Raw genomic sequence first — 18,340 nt, forward strand, 5'->3', positions numbered from 1 at the left:
CCATATCTCAATATACGCCACGTATGTCAATTGGCATACGTGGCGTATATGGAATGAAGAGGTGGTCTCAATCGTCCGCCCACGACAGTGTAGCGGCACTTCGCCAGGCCTCTTTTGGAGCCCCGTAGCGCCACCTCTCGATCCTCGGGCTTCACCCGAGAATCCAGACCTCAAAACCCAGTGCCCCGCGCCAGGCGTATGAAACTACGCCGCCCCGCTCATGCCCCCCGGCAGGCGGTTGCCGCGGTAGATGATGTCGATTTCCTGCGACGACATCGGCTTGCCGAACATGTAGCCCTGCAGTTCGTCGCAGCCGGTCAGGCGCAGTTGAATGGCCTCGGCCTCGGTTTCGACGCCCTCGGCGGTGACCGGGATTTCCAGCGAGCGGGCGAGCGCCACGGTCGCCTGCAGAAGATCGACGGCGCGGCCGCCCTCTTCCAGCGCGTGCACCAGCGACTTGTCGATCTTCATCCGGTCGAAGCCGAACTGGCGCAGATACCCGACGCTCGAAAAGCCGGCGCCGAAATCGTCGAGTGCGATCTTCACCCCGAGCTGCTTCAGCTTGGCAAGCGCAGCGCGGGCGCGTTCCGGGTTCTGGATGAAATAGCCCTCGGTCATTTCGAGCGTGATGCGGGAAGGATCGGCGCCGGTCTTGCGGAATACCGAAGCGACGTGCACGGCAAATGCCGGATCGCGGAACTGGCCGGGGGAGATGTTGACCGCGAGCTTGAGTTCCGGCCACAGCGTCAGCGTCTCGCAGGCGCGGTGCAGCACGAACAGGCCGAGCTGGTCGATGAGGCCGGTCGATTCGGCGATCGGGATGAAGACGTCGGGAGATACGGGGCCGTAACCGGTGCGGTGCCAGCGCGCCAGCGCCTCGACTCCGATGATGCGCCAGGTCCTGGCATCCACCACCGGCTGGTAGACGATGGTGAGCTCGCGGCGCTCGATGGCGATCCTGAGGTCGATCTCCAGCAGGTTGCGCTCTTCGCGCTCGGCATCCATTTCCGGCCGGTAATATTCTGTCCGGCCGCGGCCGGTTTCCTTGGCGTGATACATGGCCATGTCGGAACGCCGCACCAGTTCCTCGCCGGAGACCTTGCCGCGCGGCGAGATTGCGACGCCGATGCAGGTGCCGATGGTCGCGACTCTTTCGCCGATCACGAAGGGCTCGCCGAAGAAGCCGAGAATATGATCGCTCAGCGTCTCCACTGCCCGGCCGATATCCGTGGCCGCGAGCGCGATGGCGAACTCGTCGCCGCCTACACGGGCAAGGATCGCAGTCTCTCCGACCAGCGTCTTGAGGCCGGCAGCAACGCCGCGGATAAGCTTGTCGCCGGTGCCGTGGCCATAGGCATCGTTGACCTCCTTGAAACCGTCGAGATCGAGATAGAGCAGCGCCACGTCATTGTTGTTGCGGCGGCTCTGCAGCACCAGCGCATCGAGGGAAGCGAAGAAGCCAGCGCGGTTGAGCAGCCCGCTCAGCCGGTCGCTCATGGCAAGATGCCGCGCGGCCGCCTCATCCGCCGTCAGCCGATTGAGCGTATTGCTGCCGCTGACGAAGAGGAGCAGGAAGAACAGGCCGACCATGGCGAGCGCGCAATAGACGAGCGGCCGGACCTGGGCATATCCCATATCGCCCGGCTTGCGCGAATGCCAGACGAGCCGCTGCAGCGCCTTGCCGTGGATATTGCGGATCTCCACCATGTTGGGGATCGTATCGCCCGCACCGGCAAAACGAAGCCCCCCGATGACATAGGTTTCCGAGAGCTTCAGGATCTTCTTCTCGTCAAGATGGCGGCCAAAGATCAGGAACCGGCGCCCTTCGACGGGCTGGGCGAGTTCACCGGATTTCTGGCGGATGAGCGCCACGCCAACGGCCGCGACGCCGTTTTTGGTCCCCACGAAACCCACCGCCTCCGGCACCGTTTCGGCGCCGGCACTGCTTGCCTTGTCGAACAGAGTCCAGAGCGAGGTGTCGAAATAATTCCGCGGCGCCCAGGTGACCGGCGCGCCGTCCTGATAGGCCATCAGAACGTTGCGATTCGTATCCATGATCAGCGCCACGTCGAAAAGATCGCTGTTGGCGGTCATGTCGCCATAGTTGCCGACGACCCAGGCATCGTCGCCTGCATAGACGAACTGGGCGGCGTCGTCCCACGCCGCGTAGTCGTTCAGCGTCGCGTGCAGCTGCTCCTGGAACGTCTGGATCGCGCCCGAGGTCGTCTCGCGCGAGCGTTCGTCGTCAAGGCGATTGGCGTAGTCGGCGATGCGGTCGAGCGCGGTCAGGATGAAGATCGTCACCAGCACCACAACCACCGCGAATGCAAGCAGCATCGACGTCACGGCGGAGCGACGGCCAAGTGTTGCGGAGCGGCGAAAGCGGGACGGAAGAAGCCGCATCTAAGACCTCATGAATCCCTACATCTTTCGCGGGTATTCCTTCAGATAGCGTTAAAGGAAAAGGCCGCCCCCCACACTTGAGAGCCGGCCCACCAAGTATTTTCGAAAATTCTATATTATTACCAGGCGGCGATGACGGCGCCCTTGAACTGGGTGTTGACGAAGTCCTTCACCGGAGCGCTGTGATAGGCTTCCACGAGCGTCTTGACCCAGGCCGCATCCTTGTCCTTGGACTTGACGGCGATGATGTTGATGTAAGGGGCCTTTTCGCCTTCCTTGGCGACCGGATCGGTCTTCGGGTTGAGGCCGGCTTCCAATGCGTAGTTGGTGTTGATGACCGAAGCGTCGACATCGTCGAGCGAACGCGGCAGCTGGGCGGCGTCGAGTTCGGCGAACTCGATCTTCTTCGGATTCTCGGTCACGTCGGCCGGGCCGATCTTCAGGCCCTTGGCGGCATTGACCTTGATCAGGCCCTGGTCTGCGAGGATGAGCAGCGCGCGGCCGCCATTGGTCGGGTCGTTCGGGATGGCGACGGTGGCGCCCTGCTTCAGGTCGGCAAGGCTCTTCACCTTCTTGGAATAGACGCCCATCGGGAAGTTGACGGTCTGAGCGACGCTGACGATGTCGAACTTGCGATCCTTGACCTGGTTGTCGAGATAGGGCTGGTGCTGGAAGGAATTGGCGTTGAGTTCGCCGTCCGCCAGCGCCTGGTTCGGCACGACGTAGTCGGAGAATTCGAGGATCTGGATGTTGAGGCCTTTGGTGGCCGCGACTTCCTTCACCTTTTCCATGATCTGCGCATGCGGGCCGGGGGTGACGCCGATCTTGATGTCTTGGGCAAGAGCCGGGGCGGCGGCGAAGGCGGCGAGTGCCGCGGCGATGATGAGCTTCTTCATAAGTGTCTCCTTGGGTTTGCTTATATGCGCCAGTCTTCTTGGGTATGTATTGGGAGGCTGGCTTTCGGAATGATCTCAGGTCTTGCGGTTGCGCTTGTCGAAGCGGCGTGCGAGCGCGTCGCCAGCGCTCTGGATCGCCTGGACCAGCACGATCAGCACCACGACGACGGCCAGCATCACGTCCGGCATGAAGCGCTGGTAGCCGTAACGGATGCCGAGATCGCCGAGGCCCCCGCCACCGACTGCGCCGACCATGGCCGAATAGCCGACCAGGCTGACGAGGGTGAGCGTCAGCGCCAGCGTCAGACCGGGCTTGGCTTCCGCCAGCAGCACCTTGAAGACGATCTGCAGCGGCGTCGCCCCCATGGCGCGGGCGGCCTCGATCAGGCCCTTGTCCACCTCGCGGATCGCCGCCTCGGCAAGTCGCGCGACGAAGGGAATGGTCGCGACCGTCAGCGGCACGATCGCCGCATAGGTGCCGATCGAGGTGCCGGTGACGAGGCGCGTGAACGGGATGATCGCCACGACCAGGATGATGAACGGCGTCGAGCGCGCCGCATTGACGATCGCACCGATGATGCGGTTGCTGACCGGTGCGGGAAAGAGCTCGCCCTTGCCGCTGGTCGCCAGGAACACGCCGATCGGCAGGCCGATCAAGGCGCCGATGATGCCGGCGACCGCCACCATCTGCATCGTCTGGCCGAGCGCCTTCAGGAGCAGGTTGAAGAGCATGTCAGGCGACATAACCGAGCACCTCCGTGGAAAGGCCGGTTGCGGCATAGAAGCGTTCGGCGCGCTCCCGAACGGCAGGGTCGGCCGGATAGGCAACAACCAGCGAACCATAGGGCTCGCCGGCGATTTCCTCGATCGTGCCGGCGAGAATGTTGACGTCGGCGCCGAGTTCGGTGACCAGCCGCGCAGTCAGCGGCTGGAAGGCCGTCGCTCCGAAAAAGATCAGCCGCACCAGGACGCGGTCGCCGGCGGACGGCTGCGGCTTCAGGTTGGAGCGAATCCAGTCCGGCAGATTGGTGCCGAGCGCTGCCGACAGAAGCGAGCGTGTCGTCTCATGCTTGGCACCGGTGAACACGTCGAACGTGCGGCCGGCCTCGACGATCTTGCCGCGGTCGATCACCGCCACATCCGAGGCGATGGTCTTCACCACCTCCATCTCGTGGGTGATCAAAAGCACGGTGAGGCCGAGTTCGGCATTGATGCGCTTCAGAAGCGCCAGGATCGACTGCGTCGTTTCCGGGTCGAGCGCCGAGGTCGCCTCGTCCGAAAGCAGCAGTTTCGGCGAGGTGGCGAGTGCCCGGGCAATGCCGATGCGCTGCTTCTGGCCGCCGGAGAGCTCGGCCGGGTAACGATCCGACTTGTCGCCGAGGCCGACCAGATCGATCAGCGGCGCCACCTTGGCACGGATTGCCTGTCTGTCGAGGCCGGCGATTTCGAGTGGCAGCGCGACGTTGTCGAAGGCGGTGCGCGACGAGAGCAGATTGAAGTGCTGGAAGATCATGCCGACCTGGCGGCGCAGATCCCGAAGCCCGTTTTCCGACAGGCCGCCCACCTCCACACCGTCGACGACGACGCGGCCGGAGGTCGCCTTTTCCAGCCCGTTGACGAGGCGGATCAGGGTCGACTTGCCGGCGCCCGAGCGGCCGATAATGCCGGTGATCGCGCCACGCGCCACGGAAAGGTCGATGCCGTCAAGCGCGGTGAACTGGCTCTTGTCGTCGGCACCGCCGAAGCGTTTCGTCACCGCTTCGAAAGTAACCATCGACGTTGGTGAAGACAGTGGTTGTTCAGGCGGTATCGACACGGCGCCGTGCGGCGCCTCGAGCAGGGTTTGAACTTTTATGGACATCGGAAACTCTTTTACGGACCGGCCGGCGCAACGGTGACACAAGGGGAACATCCCACTGGTCAGTCACACATTCGGCTCACGCGTCGATATAATAGTCTGCCCATGTCTCGTCCACACGCAGCCGCCACTCGGCCGACAATCCAGTGCTCTTATTGCACCGCAGCGTCGCCGGGCCGAGAAACGAATTTCCAGATATTGCGGTGGATGGAAAATATTCGGACGGATTAGCGGCAATCCGCGTCACGACGCCAGTTTCAGATCCGGACTTGCAAAGCTCTCGAAGGTAGGCCGGCTGAAAACATAGCCCTGCACGAGCGACACGCCGAGATCCCGCAGGACCTTGAGCTCTTCATGCGTTTCAACTCCTTCGCAGACGGCAACGACGCCGAATTCGTCGAGCATCGCCAGGCTGTGTTTGACGACGACGCGCTTGGCCGCGTCCTGATCGATACCGCGGATCAGCTCCATGTCGAATTTGACGATATCCGGCTGGAATTGCGAAAGCAGATTGAGCCCTGAATAACCGGCGCCGAAATCGTCGATCGCCGTCTTGAACCCCATGTCCTTGTAGGTGCGCAGAATATTCAGGAGATGTTTCACATCCACCTGCTCGCCCTCGGTGAACTCGAAAATGATCCGGTCCAGCGGAAAACCCGCCTGCGTGGCCGTCGCAAGCGTCAGTCGGATACAGGCCCGCGGCTCGTAGACGGCGTTCGGCATGAAATTGATGGAAAGCTTGGTATCCGGAGAATCAGCGCCCAGGCGCGCCGCGAGCTGAATGGCTTTGACGCGACACTGCTGGTCGAACGCATATCGGTTATGCTCCGTTACCTGCGACAGGACCGACATGGCGCCCTCTCCGCCGAGCCCGCGAACCAGAGCCTCCTGCGCGAAGACCGTACCGGTTCGCAGATCGACGATCGGCTGGAAAGCCATCGAAAATGGGATTTCGAAACCCTCGCCCTCACGGCATCCCACGCAACCAGCCATCGCACTATCTCCAGCAATCAGAAGGCGATGGGTATCACAGCATCCCTTAAAAAAGGATCTTCGCATTTACGCAGATTTATGGTTGCCTTTCGGAAATAACGACGCGAGTTCGCGGTACCACTTGCCGCTTTTCTTGATTGTCCGTTCCTGGGTCTCGTAATTCACATGCACGAGGCCGAACCGCATGCGGTAGCCCTCCGCCCATTCGAAATTGTCCATCAGGCTCCAGGCGAAATAACCCTTCATCGGGTAACCGTCCCTGATCAGGTCGGCGACCACCGAAAGGTGCTCGACATAATAATCCAGACGCGGCTGATCATCCACCTCGCCGCCCGCCGGCTCCATGTTGTAGCAGGCGCCGTTCTCGGTGATGTAGCAGTCCGGCAGCTCGTAGCGGCGGTAGAGATCCTCGACCAGCAGTTTCAGGCCCGGCGCATAGACTTCCCAGCCGATATCCGTCTTGACGTCGCTGGCGGGCTTGGCCTCGACCGTCCAGGGGAAATCGCCGGAGCGCGTCGCATCATCATGCACCCGGTCCGGCTTGTAGTAATTGAGACCCCACCAGTCGAGCTTCTGGCTGATGATCTTGAGATCGCCCTCTTCGACGACCGGCATGCGATCCCCGAGCGCTTCCAGGAACGCTTTCGGATATTCGCCCTTGAAGACCGGATCGAAAAAAGCGCCGTTATGGAACTGGTGGGCGCGCTCGGCGGCTGCGAGATCTGCCGGGCTGTCGGAGCCGGCGATGATCGACGCGGCGTTGATGACGGTGCCGACCGGAACGTCCGGCGTCACATGCCGGATCGCCTCGACGCCGAGCCCGTGGGCAAGGTTGACATGGTGCATGGCGGCGAGCGCCGCCTGCATGTTCTTCTCGCCCGGCGCATGAATGCCGTAGAGGTGGCTGAGCCAGACGATGCACCAGGGCTCGTTGAAGGTGGCAACCGCATCCAGCCGGTCACCAAGCCGCGCCATCACCACCTTGGCGTAACGCTGGAAGGCGTAGGCCGTCGAGCGCGCCGCCCAGCCACCCTCGCCCATCAGCGAAAGCGGCAGGTCCCAATGATAGAGGGTCGCATAGGTCTTGATGCCGCGCGCCTTGCAGCCGTCGATGAGGCGATCGTAGAAGTCCAGCCCCTGTTCGTTGATGCGGCCGGTGCCGTCTGGGATGATCCTCGGCCAGGCGATCGAAAAGCGGTAGGCTTCGACGCCCATTTCCTGGATGAGATCGAGATCCTGTTCCCAGCGATTGTAATGATCGCAGGCGACGTCGCCATTATGCCCCTGATAGACCCGGCCCGGCATCTTCGAGAACGCATCCCAGATCGAGGGTTTGCGGCCATCCGCCTTGGTGGACCCTTCGATCTGGTAGGACGCCGTGGCGACGCCCCATAGGAAATCGCCGGGAAACCCAGCCGCGAATTTTTGGGGATCGGGCGTTTTGGGATTGGTCATGGGAATGCCGCCATATCTGGTTGCGCAAGGTCTGCCGGACCATCTTTCGCGGCGATTTAACCAAGCGGCGCGCGGATGTACAGATGAGAATTCTGAAACGTTGCAGATCCGCTGCCTGCTTCCTCCCCGTTGCGGGGAGAGTCTTCTTCTCGTGAGGATCTTCTGCAGGAAACCCCTCCCGCTGCCGGCCACCCTCCCCACAAGGGGGAGGGTTAGGGATGCCGCGCTTACCTCGGGCTACCTCACTCTTGGCTGCAGGGGTTACAAGTCATGATTTATCACAGCCAAATCATGACCTTGTTTGTTATTTAGCCGCTTACAGCTTCACCCAGGCCCCGTTCTTCTTCGAGGACGCAACGCATGCCTCGACGAACGCCACACCCTTCACGCCGTCGTCCACGGACGGGTAGATGACCGCCTTGTCGACCGCGACGCCTTTCTTGACGGCGTTGATGGCGCGGGCGGCTTCCGTGTAGATGGTTGCAAAGGCTTCGAGGTAACCTTCCGGGTGGCCGGACGGGATGCGGCTGACGCGAGCGGCGGACGGGCCGGAACCGGCACCGTTGCGGGTGATCAGGCGCTTCGGCTCGCCGAACGGCGTGAACCACAGATAATTCGGATCGGCCTGCACCCATTCGATGCCGCCCTTGGTTCCGTAGACGCGGATCTTCAGGCCGTTCTCATGGCCGGGCGCCACCTGGCTGCACCAGAGCATGCCCTTGGCGCCGCCTTCGTAGCGCAGCATCACATGGGCGTTGTCGTCGAGCCTGCGACCCTCGACGAAACTGTCAAGATCGGCCGCGAGACTTTCGAGCGTCAGACCGGTGATGAAGGCGGCGAGGTTATAGGCATGCGTGCCAATATCGCCGGTCGAACCGCCGGCGCCCGACTGGGCCGGATCGGTGCGCCAGACGGCCTGTTTGGCGCCGGTCTGCTCGACGGCCTCGGTCAGCCAGTCCTGCGGATACTCCACCTGCACGACGCGGATTTTCCCGAGATCGCCATTGGCGACCATTTCGCGCGCCTGGCGCACCATCGGATAACCGGTGTAATTGTGGGTGAGGATGAACAGCGCGCCGCTTTCGTCAGCCGCCTTCTTCATCTTCCTGGCGTCGGCGAGATTGGAGGTCAGCGGCTTGTCGCAGATGACGTGGATGCCGCGCTTCAGAAATTCCTTGGCCGCATCGTAATGCACGTGGTTCGGCGTGACGATCGACACCGCCTCGATGCCGTCCTTCAGCCGCGCTTCGCGGATCGCCATCTCCTTGTAGGAGCCATAGGTGCGCGACGGATCGAGACCGAGATCGCGGCCCGAGGCGATCGCCTTTTCCGGCGCCGACGACAGCGCGCCGGCGACCAGGTCGAACTGGTCGTCCAGTCTGGCCGCCATGCGATGCACCGCTCCGATGAACGCCCCCGCTCCACCACCAACCATTCCGAGCCGGATGCGCGGCTCCCGCGCCTGTTCGTCCTTGCCTTCGATTGCCATGATATTTCTCCTTATTCGATTTCTTGAAAACCCTGTGGTGGATTTCGCCCTGCGATCAGGCTAGTTTTCCGCCGCGAGACAAAAGGACACCCCGACCGTGAACACCAAGCCCCGCCTCCGCTGAGGCTCCACGTATTTGAAACAGCCGCCCGTCGAACGATAGGGCGCCTCTTGCAAAATCCATGGAAAAGGTCCGGTCATGCCCCTTCTCGACGCGACAGCCACGCATCCCATTACCCTTCCCGACGGCAGGCTTTACCGCGATACGGTTTACCTGAAGAACGTCATCGATCACCCGCGCATGGAGATCGGCGATTACAGCTACTTCACCCATTCCGGAGAGCATGACGAAACCGCCGGCATACTCGCGCCCTACCTTTTCCGCGACAGCCGGGAACGGCTGGTGATCGGCAAGTTCGTGCAGATCGCCAGGGGCAGCTATTTCATCACCAGTTCCGCAAACCATCCGATGACGGGTTTTACCACTTATCCGTTCCGCATCTTCAAACCCGAGACGTTCGGATACAAGGACTTGCCGGTCAGGGACACGATCATCGGACATGACGTCTGGATCGGCCACAACGCCGCGATCATGCCCGGTGTGAACATCGGCCATGGGGCGATCGTCGCCGCGGCGTCGGTGGTCGCGCACGATGTACCACCCTATGCGGTTGTCGGCGGAAATCCGGCAGGTCTCATCCGTATGCGTTACCCCGCGGAGATCATCGCCGAACTTCTCGAGCTTGCCTGGTGGAATTGGTCGTTCGACAAGATAGCGGCAAATCTGCCCGCGCTCGAAAGTGGCGATCTTGTGGCCTTGAAGAGAGCTTGACGACATCACGACACGCCCACAGCAAGGCGGATGAAAAGTTCGGGAGCCTGTTCTTGCCTGAGTTCGTTTGCCATGAATTTCTCCCGAAACTGAAATCGGAACTCCACGCCCCTCTGTCACCCCGTGACATCTCCTCCACGAGGAGATCAACCGCGGACGCTTTGCCTCATCCATTTTATTGGGGCTCAACAGTACTCCATCCGATCTCCCCCTTTGTGGGGGAGATGCCCGGCAGGGGGAGACACGGCATCTCTCGGCTCAGCTGTTAAAGCCCCAGCATCCGCCGGTTGGCCGCCTCGTCGGTACCGCCGCTGGCAAAGTCGTCGAACGCCTTTTCCGTGACGCGGATGATGTGCGCCTTCACGAATTCGGCGCCTTCGCGGGCTCCATCCTCGGGATGCTTCAGCGCGCATTCCCATTCGACCACGGCCCAGCCGTCGAAATCGTTGGCGGCCATTTTCGAGAAGATCGAACCGAAATCGACCTGGCCGTCGCCGGGCGAGCGGAAGCGGCCGGCGCGGCCGACCCATCCCTGGTAACCGCCGTAAACACCCTGCCGGCCGGTCGGGTTGAATTCCGCGTCCTTGACGTGGAACATCTTGATCCGGTCCTTGTAGATGTCGATGTTGTCGAGATAGTCGAGGCATTGCAGCACGTAATGCGACGGATCGTAGAGCATGTTGGCGCGCGGGTGGTTCTTCACCCGCTCCAGGAACATCTCGAAGGTGACGCCGTCGTGCAGGTCTTCGCCGGGATGCGTCTCGTAACATATGTCGACGCCGCAGGAATCGGCATGGTCGAGGATCGGCGTCCAGCGCTTGGCGAGTTCGTCGAAGGCGGTCTCGACGAGACCGGCCGGGCGCTGCGGCCACGGATACATGTAGGGCCAGGCAAGCGCGCCGGAAAAGGTCGCGTGCGCCTTGATGCCGAGGTGCTTCGAAGCGGTGATCGCCATCTTCACCTGCTCGACGGCCCAAGCTTGGCGCGCCTTCGGATTGCCGCGCACTTCAGGTGCCGCAAACCCGTCGAAGGCTTCGTCATAGGCCGGGTGTACCGCGACGAGCTGGCCCTGCAGATGGGTCGCAAGCTCCGTCACCTCGACGCCATTGGCGCGCGCGACACCGGCGAATTCGTCGCAATAATCCTTGGAGGCGGCAGCTTGTCTGAGGTCGATGAGCTGGCCGGCCCAGGTGGGCACCTGCACGCCGAGATACCCCTTGTCGGCCGCCCATTTGGTGATCCCGTCCCAGGTATTGAACGGCGCCGCATCGCCCGCAAACTGGCCGAGAAAGATGGCCGGGCCCTTGATCGTCTTCATGATGTTTCCTCTTCAGAAATTGGCGTGCCTGGACTGCTTCTCCTCCCCCATTCCTGTCCTCGGGCTTGATCCGGGGATTGTCACAGGAATCCAGTGCGCACAAGTCTTGGGCGCGGAAGAGGCTTTTCACGGCGCAGATGCGCCGTGGCTGGCTTCCTGCGACAAGCACAGGAATGATGGTGAGGTTGTGGCCGTGCCTGCCAAAATAAAGGCGGGCACGGCAGTGTTAGCTATCAGAACGGCGAATCCGGGAAGTAGAAGTTCTTGGCATTTTCCTTCGTCACCAGCGTGGCGTCGAGAATGTAGGTGCCGCTCACCGGAACCTTGTCGTAGAAATTGCCGGCGGTGAGTTCCATGGCGGTCGCCACCATTGCCGGCGGATAAAGAACGTCGACCGGGATCATCTTGTCGCCGTCCATGACCTTCTTCACCATGTCCTTGGAGCCCGCGCCGCCGACCACATACTTGATGTCGGTGCGCTTGGCCTGGGAGATGGCTTCGAGAACGCCGACGGCCATGTCATCGTCCTGGCACCAGACCACGTCGATCTTCGGATACTTTGTCAGGAAGTCCTGCATCACCTTGAACGCGTCGTCGCGGCTCCAGTTGCCGAACTGGCGATCGAGGATCTTCACCTTGGAGCCGGCAATGCCCTTGTCGAAACCGTCCTGGCGCTGCTGGTCGATCGGGATCGGCAGGCCGCGGATGACGACGACCTGGGCGTCCGGCGTGGTCTTCTTGATGTATTCGCCGGCGACCTGGCCGAGCGCCGGGTTGTTGCCGGCAACGTAGAGGTCACGGATGGTGCTGTCGTTGACGGAGGGCGCGCGGTCGACGAGCGCCACGAACGTGCCCTTGTCCTTGACCTGCTGGATGGCGTTGACGAGCGGATCCGGATCGGACGGCAGGATGACCAGCGCGTCGAGCCCCTGGACCGCGAGGTCCTGCACGGCGTTTGCCTGGCTCGCCGCGTCCGGCGAGGTCTTGACGATGACGTTCAGGCCCGGATGCTCCTTCATCAGGAGCTTGGCGACGCGTTCGGCATGGAACACGACGCCGGCAGTCCAGCCATGGTCGGCAGCCGGAATGGAAACGCCGATCGTCACCTTCTTGTCCTGTGCGAAGGCGGTGCCGGCGAGAAGCGCCAGCGAGGCCACGGCCAGTCCCAAAATTTGTCTGCGCATTGTTTCTCTCTCCCACGATATCAGGGTCTTTAGTATTTCAGGACCGGGCGCGACCCATCAGCCCGGTCAATTTGCGTCTTGACCTATATCCGCTTCAGCGGCCTATTTCCGCATCAGCGACCTTTGAACCAGCATGGCGATGATGATGATCGCTCCCTGGATGGCGCCGATCAGATATTCGCTGACGAAGTTGGACAACAGCATGATGTTGCCGACGATTTCCAGAATGAAGGCGCCGCAGATCGTGCCCCAGATGCGCCCGACCCCTCCCCGAAGCGCCGTGCCGCCGACGACGACCGCGGTGATCGCCTGCAGTTCCCAGAAGCTGCCTGTTGTCGCCGATGTCGAGCCGAGGCGCGGCACGTAGAGCAGCACGGCAACCGCGACGCAGAGCCCCTGGATGACATAGGTGACGGTGCGCACCCGGTTGATCGAAATGCCGGAATAGCGCGCTACGTCCTCGTTCGAGCCGACCGCGGTGACATGCCGGCCGTAGCGGGTGCGGTAGAGCACGAAGGCGGCGATGGCGGCGGTGACGAAGATGACGATGATCGGGATCGGCACGCCGACGAACGAACCGGAATAGACCGGCCGGTAGAGCGCCATGATGTCCCGGTCGCGCACGGTAATGGCGCCCCCCTGGCTGAGCCAGGTAGTGAGGCCGCGATAGATGCCCATCGTGCCGAGCGTGGCGATGAACGGTTCGATCCTGCCTATCGTGGTGATCAGGCCGTTGGCGAGCCCGCAGGCGGCGCCGATCGCAATCGCCAGCGCCATGCCGGCGGTGAGCGCCAGCGCGGGGTCGGCGATCGTCCCCGAGTTCAGGAAGAGGATCATCAGGCTGGCGACGAAGGCGAGCATGGCGCCGACCGAAAGGTCGAGCCCGCCCGAAGTGATCACATATGTCGCGCCAAGCGCGATGACGGCGATGAAGGAACTGCGCGTCACGACGTTCAGAAGATTGGCGGACGTCATGAAGTTCGGGTTGGCGAAATAGCCGAGCACCAGGAGAAGGGCGAGCGCGATGAACGGCGCGATCGCCGCCATGTCCCAGTCCTTGGAGGTTTTCGGTGCCTTGGCCGGTTCGCTAACGACATTCGCCATCACGCGGCCTCCCCTTTAGTAACGCCCGTGGCGAGCACGACGATTTCGTTTTCGTTCATATGGTCCCCCGTCACTTCGCCGACGATCCGGCCGGAGCGCATGACGAGGATGCGGTCGCAGATGCCGATCAGTTCCGGCATTTCGGAGGAAACGACGATGATCGAACGCCCCTCCTCGGCCAGGTTGGCGATGAATTTGTAGATCTGTTCCTTGTTGCCGATATCGATGCCGCGCGTCGGCTCGTCGATGATGACGATCGACGGATCGAGCAGCATCATCTTGGCAAGCAGCAGCTTCTGCTGGTTGCCGCCCGATAGCTGGCCCGCGAGGATATCCTTTCGGCCGGTGCGAATGTCGAAATCATGGATCGCCTTGTCGAGCGCTGCACTTTCGCGCTTGCGGTCTATCTGCAGGACGCCCGCAAACTTGCTGAGTGACGCGAGTGTCAGGTTGACGATCAGGTCTTTGGTGAGCAGCAGGCCCTTGCCCTTGCGGTCTTCGGAGAGATAGACGATGCCGGCCTTGAGGCTCGCATGCACGTCCCTGAAATTGACGGGCTTGCCGAGATGGCGGACCGTGCCGCGGCTCGGGCGAAGGCCGACCATGCCCTCCATCAGCTCGGTACGTCCAGCCCCGACGAGACCGGCAAAACCGAGGATCTCACCCTTTTTAAGCTGGAACGAAGCGTCCTGCGCATAACCGGGGACGTTGAACTGCTCGACTTCGAGGACCGTCTCGCGGGCTGCGGCCGCATGCCGGTCCGGATAGAGCTTCGCGACGTCGCGGCCGACCATCAGCCGCGCCATGTCCGCGGGCTGGATTTCGCTCGTATTGTGAGAGGCGACAAGCCTTCCGTCGCGCAGCACGGTCACCCGGTCCGCAATCTCCTTCACCTCCGGCAGGCGGTGGGAAATGTAGAGCACACCGACGCCCTTGGCGCGGATCTGCCGGATGACCTTGAGCAACGCCTCGGTCTCATGGGGTGTGAGCGACGCGGTCGGCTCGTCGAAGATGACGATGCGATGCGGCACCAGCAGCACGCGGGCGATCTGCACCAGCTGGCGCTGGGCGATCGACAGGCGGCTGACGATCGTGTTCGGATCGATATCGCTGCCGAGATCGCGGACAGCCTTGGCGGCACCTTCGTTCATGGCGCGGTCGTCGATGAAGACGCCCTTGTGCAGCTCGCGGCCGAGATAGATGTTCTGGGCGACGGTGAGGTCCGGCGCCAGCAGGATTTCCTGGTGCACCAGCACGATGCCGCGATGCTCCGCATCGACCGGACCGGAAAAGGTGACCACCTCGCCGTCGATCTTCATCTCTCCGCGGGTCGGCGGCTGGTTGCCGGCGATGATCTTCATCAGCGTCGATTTGCCGGCGCCGTTCTCGCCGATGATCGCGTGAACCTCGCCGGCGCGGACATTGATATTGATGTCCTTGAGGACCTCGATGATGCCGAATGTTTTGGAAAGGCCGGTCGCTTCGAAGAGCGGCACGACGGGGCTCGCCTCCACAGAACTCATCGCGCAGCACCCATGACCATAGAGCAGCGCATGGCCCGACAGCGAACCGCTGCGTTACCGACAGCACGCCTGTATATGATAATCTGCACCCAAGCTCCTCCCATCAGAACGCTAGCCCAGATTCTGAGGTACGTAAAGCAGATTTGCCAAGCTCACACGCGAACGTGGGGACACTTTACGCAAACCTCCTGCCGGTTGTCGTTTGTCGCGTTGTTGCCCTTCTCCAACGGCAGCGTCCGCCCTCATCCGGCTGCGTCCTGCGGACCCTTCTCCCCGTTTTTAGGGGGAGAAAGGCTAGGGTGACGGGCAATCCGCTCAAACGTAGCGATTGACGACGTTTTCCAGGTATTCCTGGCGGCCGGACTTCGGTTCCGGGTTGATGTCCTGCTTCTCGACCCAGGAGGCGATGTCGTCGAGCTTGTATTCGCCGCGCAGCATCTTCTGGTATTCCGGGCTGTCCCACTTCTCGTAGCGGGCATCAAGCGGGGCCTTCAGCGCACCGTCGTCAAGCATCTTCGCCGCCGCCTTGATGCCACGGGCGCAGCAATCCATGCCGCCGATATGGCCGATCAGCAGGTCCTCGGGATCGAGCGACTGGCGGCGCAGTTTCGCGTCGAAATTGGTGCCGCCGTTCTGGAAGCCGCCGCCGGCGAGCACATGGTAATAGGCGAGCGCCATTTCCGGCACGTTGTTCGGGAACTGGTCGGTATCCCAGCCGGACTGCATGTCGTTGCGGTTCATGTCGATCGAGCCGAAGATCCCGAAGGCGTTGGCCATGGCGATCTCGTGTTCGAAGGAATGGCCGGCGAGGATCGCATGACCCTGCTCGATATTGACCTTCACTTCCTTGTCCAGCCCGTGCTTCTGCAGGAACGCGTAGACGGTCGCGACGTCGTAGTCGTACTGGTGCTTGGTCGGCTCCTGCGGCTTCGGCTCGATCAGGATCGTGCCTTCAAAGCCGATCTTGTACTTGTATTCGACCACCAGATTGAGGAAGCGGCCCATCTGGTCGAGCTCGCGCGACAGGTCGGTGTTGAGCAACGTCTCGTAACCCTCGCGGCCGCCCCACAGCACGTAGTTGGCGCCACCGAGCTTCTTGGTGGCATCGAGGCAGGTCTTCACCGTCGCGGCGGCAAACGCAAAGACGTCCGGATCCGGATTGGTGGCGGCACCCGACATGTAGCGGCGGTTGGAGAACAGGTTCGCCGTGCCCCAGAGCAGCTTGACGCCGGTCTCGGCCTGCTTCTTTTCGAAATAGTCGACGATCTCGTTGAGGTTCTTCGTGTTTTCGGCAAAGTTACTGCCTTCCGGGCGCACGTCGGCATCGTGGAAGCAGTAGAAAGGCGCGCCGAGCAGCCGGAAGAATTCGAAGGCGACATCCGCCTTCATCTTCGCCGCTTCCATCGTGTCGGAGAACCACGGGCGCTGGAAGGTCTGGCCGCCGAAGGGATCGCCGCCCGGCCAGGTGAAGGTATGCCAGTAGGCGACGGCAAAGCGGAGGTGATCCTCCATGCGCTTGCCCGCGACGATCTCATCCGGGTTGTAGTGCCGGAAGGCGAGCGGATTGGTGCTGCCCGGGCCTTCGTATTTGATCTTCTGGATGTCTCCGAAAAAGCCTGTGCTCATGGGGTGTTCTCCTATCGAATAATTGAGAGTGCCAAAGATCCCCTTCTGCCTGCCGGCATCTCCCCCACAAGGGCGGGAGAACGCTGGTGGCACCGCCTTGCCCAATCGGAAAAGCGGAACTCGGGGCAATAAAGCCCCTCCCCCTTGTGGGGAGGGGTTGGGGAGGAGTTTTTCAACACACCTCCAAGTGGAAGCTGTTCAATGCGCCAGCGACTTGATCGCCGGGTAGAGCGCCCGGTAGCGGGCGTATGCGGTCTCATAAGCCTCCGCCAGCCCGGAGACCGGCTCGATGGTCTCGTCCGTCCTCGGTGCCGAGCAGACGGAAAGCGGGTCCGCCCCCGTCGCCGCAATCAACCCCAGCCGTGCGGCGCCGAAGGCAGCTCCGAAATCGCCGTCGGCCGGAATATCCACCGGCACGCCGAGAGAGGTGGCGATCGACTGCAGCCAGTAGCGCGAGCGCGAACCGCCGCCGATTGCGGTAACGCGGGAAATCGAGGTGCCGGCGGATTTCAGCGCTTCGAGATTGTCCCTGATCGCGAAGGTCACGCCTTCGAGCACCGCCTGGGTCAGTACCGCGCGGCTGCTCTCGTGTTCGAGGCCGATGAAGGCGCCGCGGATGGCCGCATCGTTATGCGGCGTGCGCTCGCCGGAAAGATAAGGCAGGAAGGTGACGCTGGAGGGAGCCTTCAGCGCATCGCCGAGTTCCTGGGTGAGTTCGGCGGCGGTCTTGGCCGTGATGTTGGAATACCAGTTGAGCGCGTCGGTCGCCGACAGGATGACGCCCATCTGGTGCCAGGTCTTCGGCAGCGCGTGGCAGAAGGCATGCACGGCGCTTTCCGGCTTCGGCAGGTAGGAGGCGTTGGCGGCAAACAGCACGCCGGACGTGCCGAGCGAGACGAAGGCGTGGCCCTCCGCGACCGTGCCCATGCCGCAGGCGGACGCCGCATTGTCCCCTGCCCCGCCGGCAATCACGACGCCTTCGGCCATGCCCCATTTGTAGGACAGTTCGCCGCGCAGCTTGCCGGCCTGTTCGGTGCCCTCGACCAGCGACGGCATCTGTTTTTCGTCAAGGCCGGTCGCGGCAAGCAGTTCGGGCGACCATTTGCGGGCACCGGTATCGAGCCAGGACGTGCCGGCCGAATCCGACATTTCGGAAATATGCTCGCCGGTCAGCCAGAGGCGCAGATAATCCTTCGGTAGCAGCACCTTGGCGACCTTCGCGAAGATGTCCGGCTCGTTCTTGGCGACCCAGGCGAGCTTCGGGGCGGTGAAGCCCGGGAAGACGATATTGCCGGTGAGCTTGCGGAAGATCGGGTTCGCATCGAGCGCTGCGGCTTCCACATGGGAACGGGTATCGTTCCAGAGGATGCAGGGGCGCAGCACCTTGTCTTCGGCATCGAGCAGCGTCGCGCCGTGCATCTGGCCGGAAAGCCCGATACCCTTCACCGCCCCGAGTTCTTTCGGGAACTTCGTCTTGAGACCGGCGACGGCCTCTTCGGTGGCGCGGATCCAGTGGGCAGGATCCTGCTCCGACCAGCCGGAATGCGGACGCGAGACGTCGAGCGAGCCGCTCGCCGAACCGATGATCTTCTGATCGCCGTCGATCAGCATCGCCTTGACGCCCGAAGTGCCGAGATCGAGACCGAGATACATGGTGCA

The 18,340-nt window shown here is 62.3% G+C and carries 14 protein-coding genes; 1 reads left to right on the top strand and 13 read right to left on the bottom strand.

The genetic code is table 11. The features are described 5' to 3' along the window. Nucleotides 1–204: 204 nt before the first annotated feature. From GQ59_RS03410 to GQ59_RS03440, 7 genes are all read right to left on the bottom strand, one after another. Nucleotides 205–2,403, bottom strand: coding sequence for a bifunctional diguanylate cyclase/phosphodiesterase (locus GQ59_RS03410; RefSeq protein WP_037077356.1), 2,199 nt, complete (start codon nucleotides 2,401–2,403; stop codon nucleotides 205–207). A 119-nt stretch (nucleotides 2,404–2,522) separates the two neighbouring features. Beyond that, on the bottom strand, nucleotides 2,523–3,299 hold the full coding sequence (locus GQ59_RS03415; RefSeq protein ID WP_037077358.1) for a MetQ/NlpA family ABC transporter substrate-binding protein: 777 nt from the start codon (nucleotides 3,297–3,299) through the stop codon (nucleotides 2,523–2,525). Nucleotides 3,300–3,374: 75 nt separating this feature from the next. Further along, nucleotides 3,375–4,043: a methionine ABC transporter permease gene (locus GQ59_RS03420; protein WP_037077361.1), complete on the bottom strand. Its 669-nt coding sequence runs from the start codon at nucleotides 4,041–4,043 to the stop codon at nucleotides 3,375–3,377. Continuing rightward, nucleotides 4,033–5,073 (bottom strand): methionine ABC transporter ATP-binding protein, encoded by a 1,041-nt coding sequence (locus GQ59_RS03425; protein WP_037077364.1) that lies wholly within the window; start codon nucleotides 5,071–5,073, stop codon nucleotides 4,033–4,035. The genes GQ59_RS03420 and GQ59_RS03425 overlap by 11 nt, the downstream gene beginning before the upstream one ends. 327 nt (nucleotides 5,074–5,400) lie before the next feature. Continuing rightward, nucleotides 5,401–6,150, bottom strand: a complete 750-nt coding sequence (locus GQ59_RS03430; RefSeq protein WP_037077367.1) for an EAL domain-containing protein — start codon at nucleotides 6,148–6,150, stop codon at nucleotides 5,401–5,403. A gap of 66 nt (nucleotides 6,151–6,216) precedes the next feature. Then, nucleotides 6,217–7,605 (bottom strand): GH1 family beta-glucosidase, encoded by a 1,389-nt coding sequence (locus GQ59_RS03435; RefSeq protein ID WP_037077368.1) that lies wholly within the window; start codon nucleotides 7,603–7,605, stop codon nucleotides 6,217–6,219. 316 nt (nucleotides 7,606–7,921) lie between these two features. Further along, on the bottom strand, nucleotides 7,922–9,094 hold the full coding sequence (locus tag GQ59_RS03440) for a Gfo/Idh/MocA family protein (RefSeq protein WP_037077369.1): 1,173 nt from the start codon (nucleotides 9,092–9,094) through the stop codon (nucleotides 7,922–7,924). A 199-nt stretch (nucleotides 9,095–9,293) separates the two neighbouring features. Here GQ59_RS03440 and GQ59_RS03445 point away from each other — a divergent pair, with 199 nt between their 5' ends. Next, entirely contained in the window at nucleotides 9,294–9,926 is a 633-nt protein-coding gene (locus GQ59_RS03445) for a CatB-related O-acetyltransferase (RefSeq protein ID WP_037077370.1), read from the top strand. Between the two features lie 265 nt (nucleotides 9,927–10,191). Here GQ59_RS03445 and GQ59_RS03450 read toward each other — a convergent pair whose 3' ends face one another. The 6 genes from GQ59_RS03450 to xylB all read right to left on the bottom strand — a co-directional run bounded on the left by GQ59_RS03450 (nucleotide 10,192) and on the right by xylB (nucleotide 18,334). Then, nucleotides 10,192–11,244 carry a sugar phosphate isomerase/epimerase family protein gene (locus GQ59_RS03450; RefSeq protein ID WP_037077373.1) on the bottom strand — a complete coding sequence of 351 codons (1,053 nt, stop codon included), beginning with the start codon at nucleotides 11,242–11,244 and terminating at the stop codon, nucleotides 10,192–10,194. Between the two features lie 233 nt (nucleotides 11,245–11,477). After that, entirely contained in the window at nucleotides 11,478–12,428 is a 951-nt protein-coding gene (locus tag GQ59_RS03455) for a substrate-binding domain-containing protein (RefSeq protein ID WP_037077375.1), read from the bottom strand. A gap of 102 nt (nucleotides 12,429–12,530) precedes the next feature. Continuing rightward, nucleotides 12,531–13,532, bottom strand: coding sequence for an ABC transporter permease (locus GQ59_RS03460; RefSeq protein WP_037077377.1), 1,002 nt, complete (start codon nucleotides 13,530–13,532; stop codon nucleotides 12,531–12,533). Then, a complete protein-coding gene (locus GQ59_RS03465; RefSeq protein WP_037077380.1) occupies nucleotides 13,532–15,055 on the bottom strand; it encodes a sugar ABC transporter ATP-binding protein in 1,524 nt (507 codons plus the stop codon). Before GQ59_RS03465 ends, GQ59_RS03460 begins: the two co-directional genes overlap by 1 nt. A gap of 315 nt (nucleotides 15,056–15,370) precedes the next feature. Beyond that, nucleotides 15,371–16,681, bottom strand: a complete 1,311-nt coding sequence (gene xylA, locus GQ59_RS03470) for a xylose isomerase (RefSeq protein ID WP_037077382.1) — start codon at nucleotides 16,679–16,681, stop codon at nucleotides 15,371–15,373. 198 nt (nucleotides 16,682–16,879) lie between these two features. Next, on the bottom strand, nucleotides 16,880–18,334 hold the full coding sequence (gene xylB / locus GQ59_RS03475) for a xylulokinase (RefSeq protein ID WP_037077385.1): 1,455 nt from the start codon (nucleotides 18,332–18,334) through the stop codon (nucleotides 16,880–16,882). Nucleotides 18,335–18,340 lie beyond the last annotated feature (6 nt).

The organism is Neorhizobium vignae (genome assembly GCF_000732195.1).
Classification (GTDB): Bacteria; Pseudomonadota; Alphaproteobacteria; order Rhizobiales; family Rhizobiaceae; genus Neorhizobium; species Neorhizobium vignae.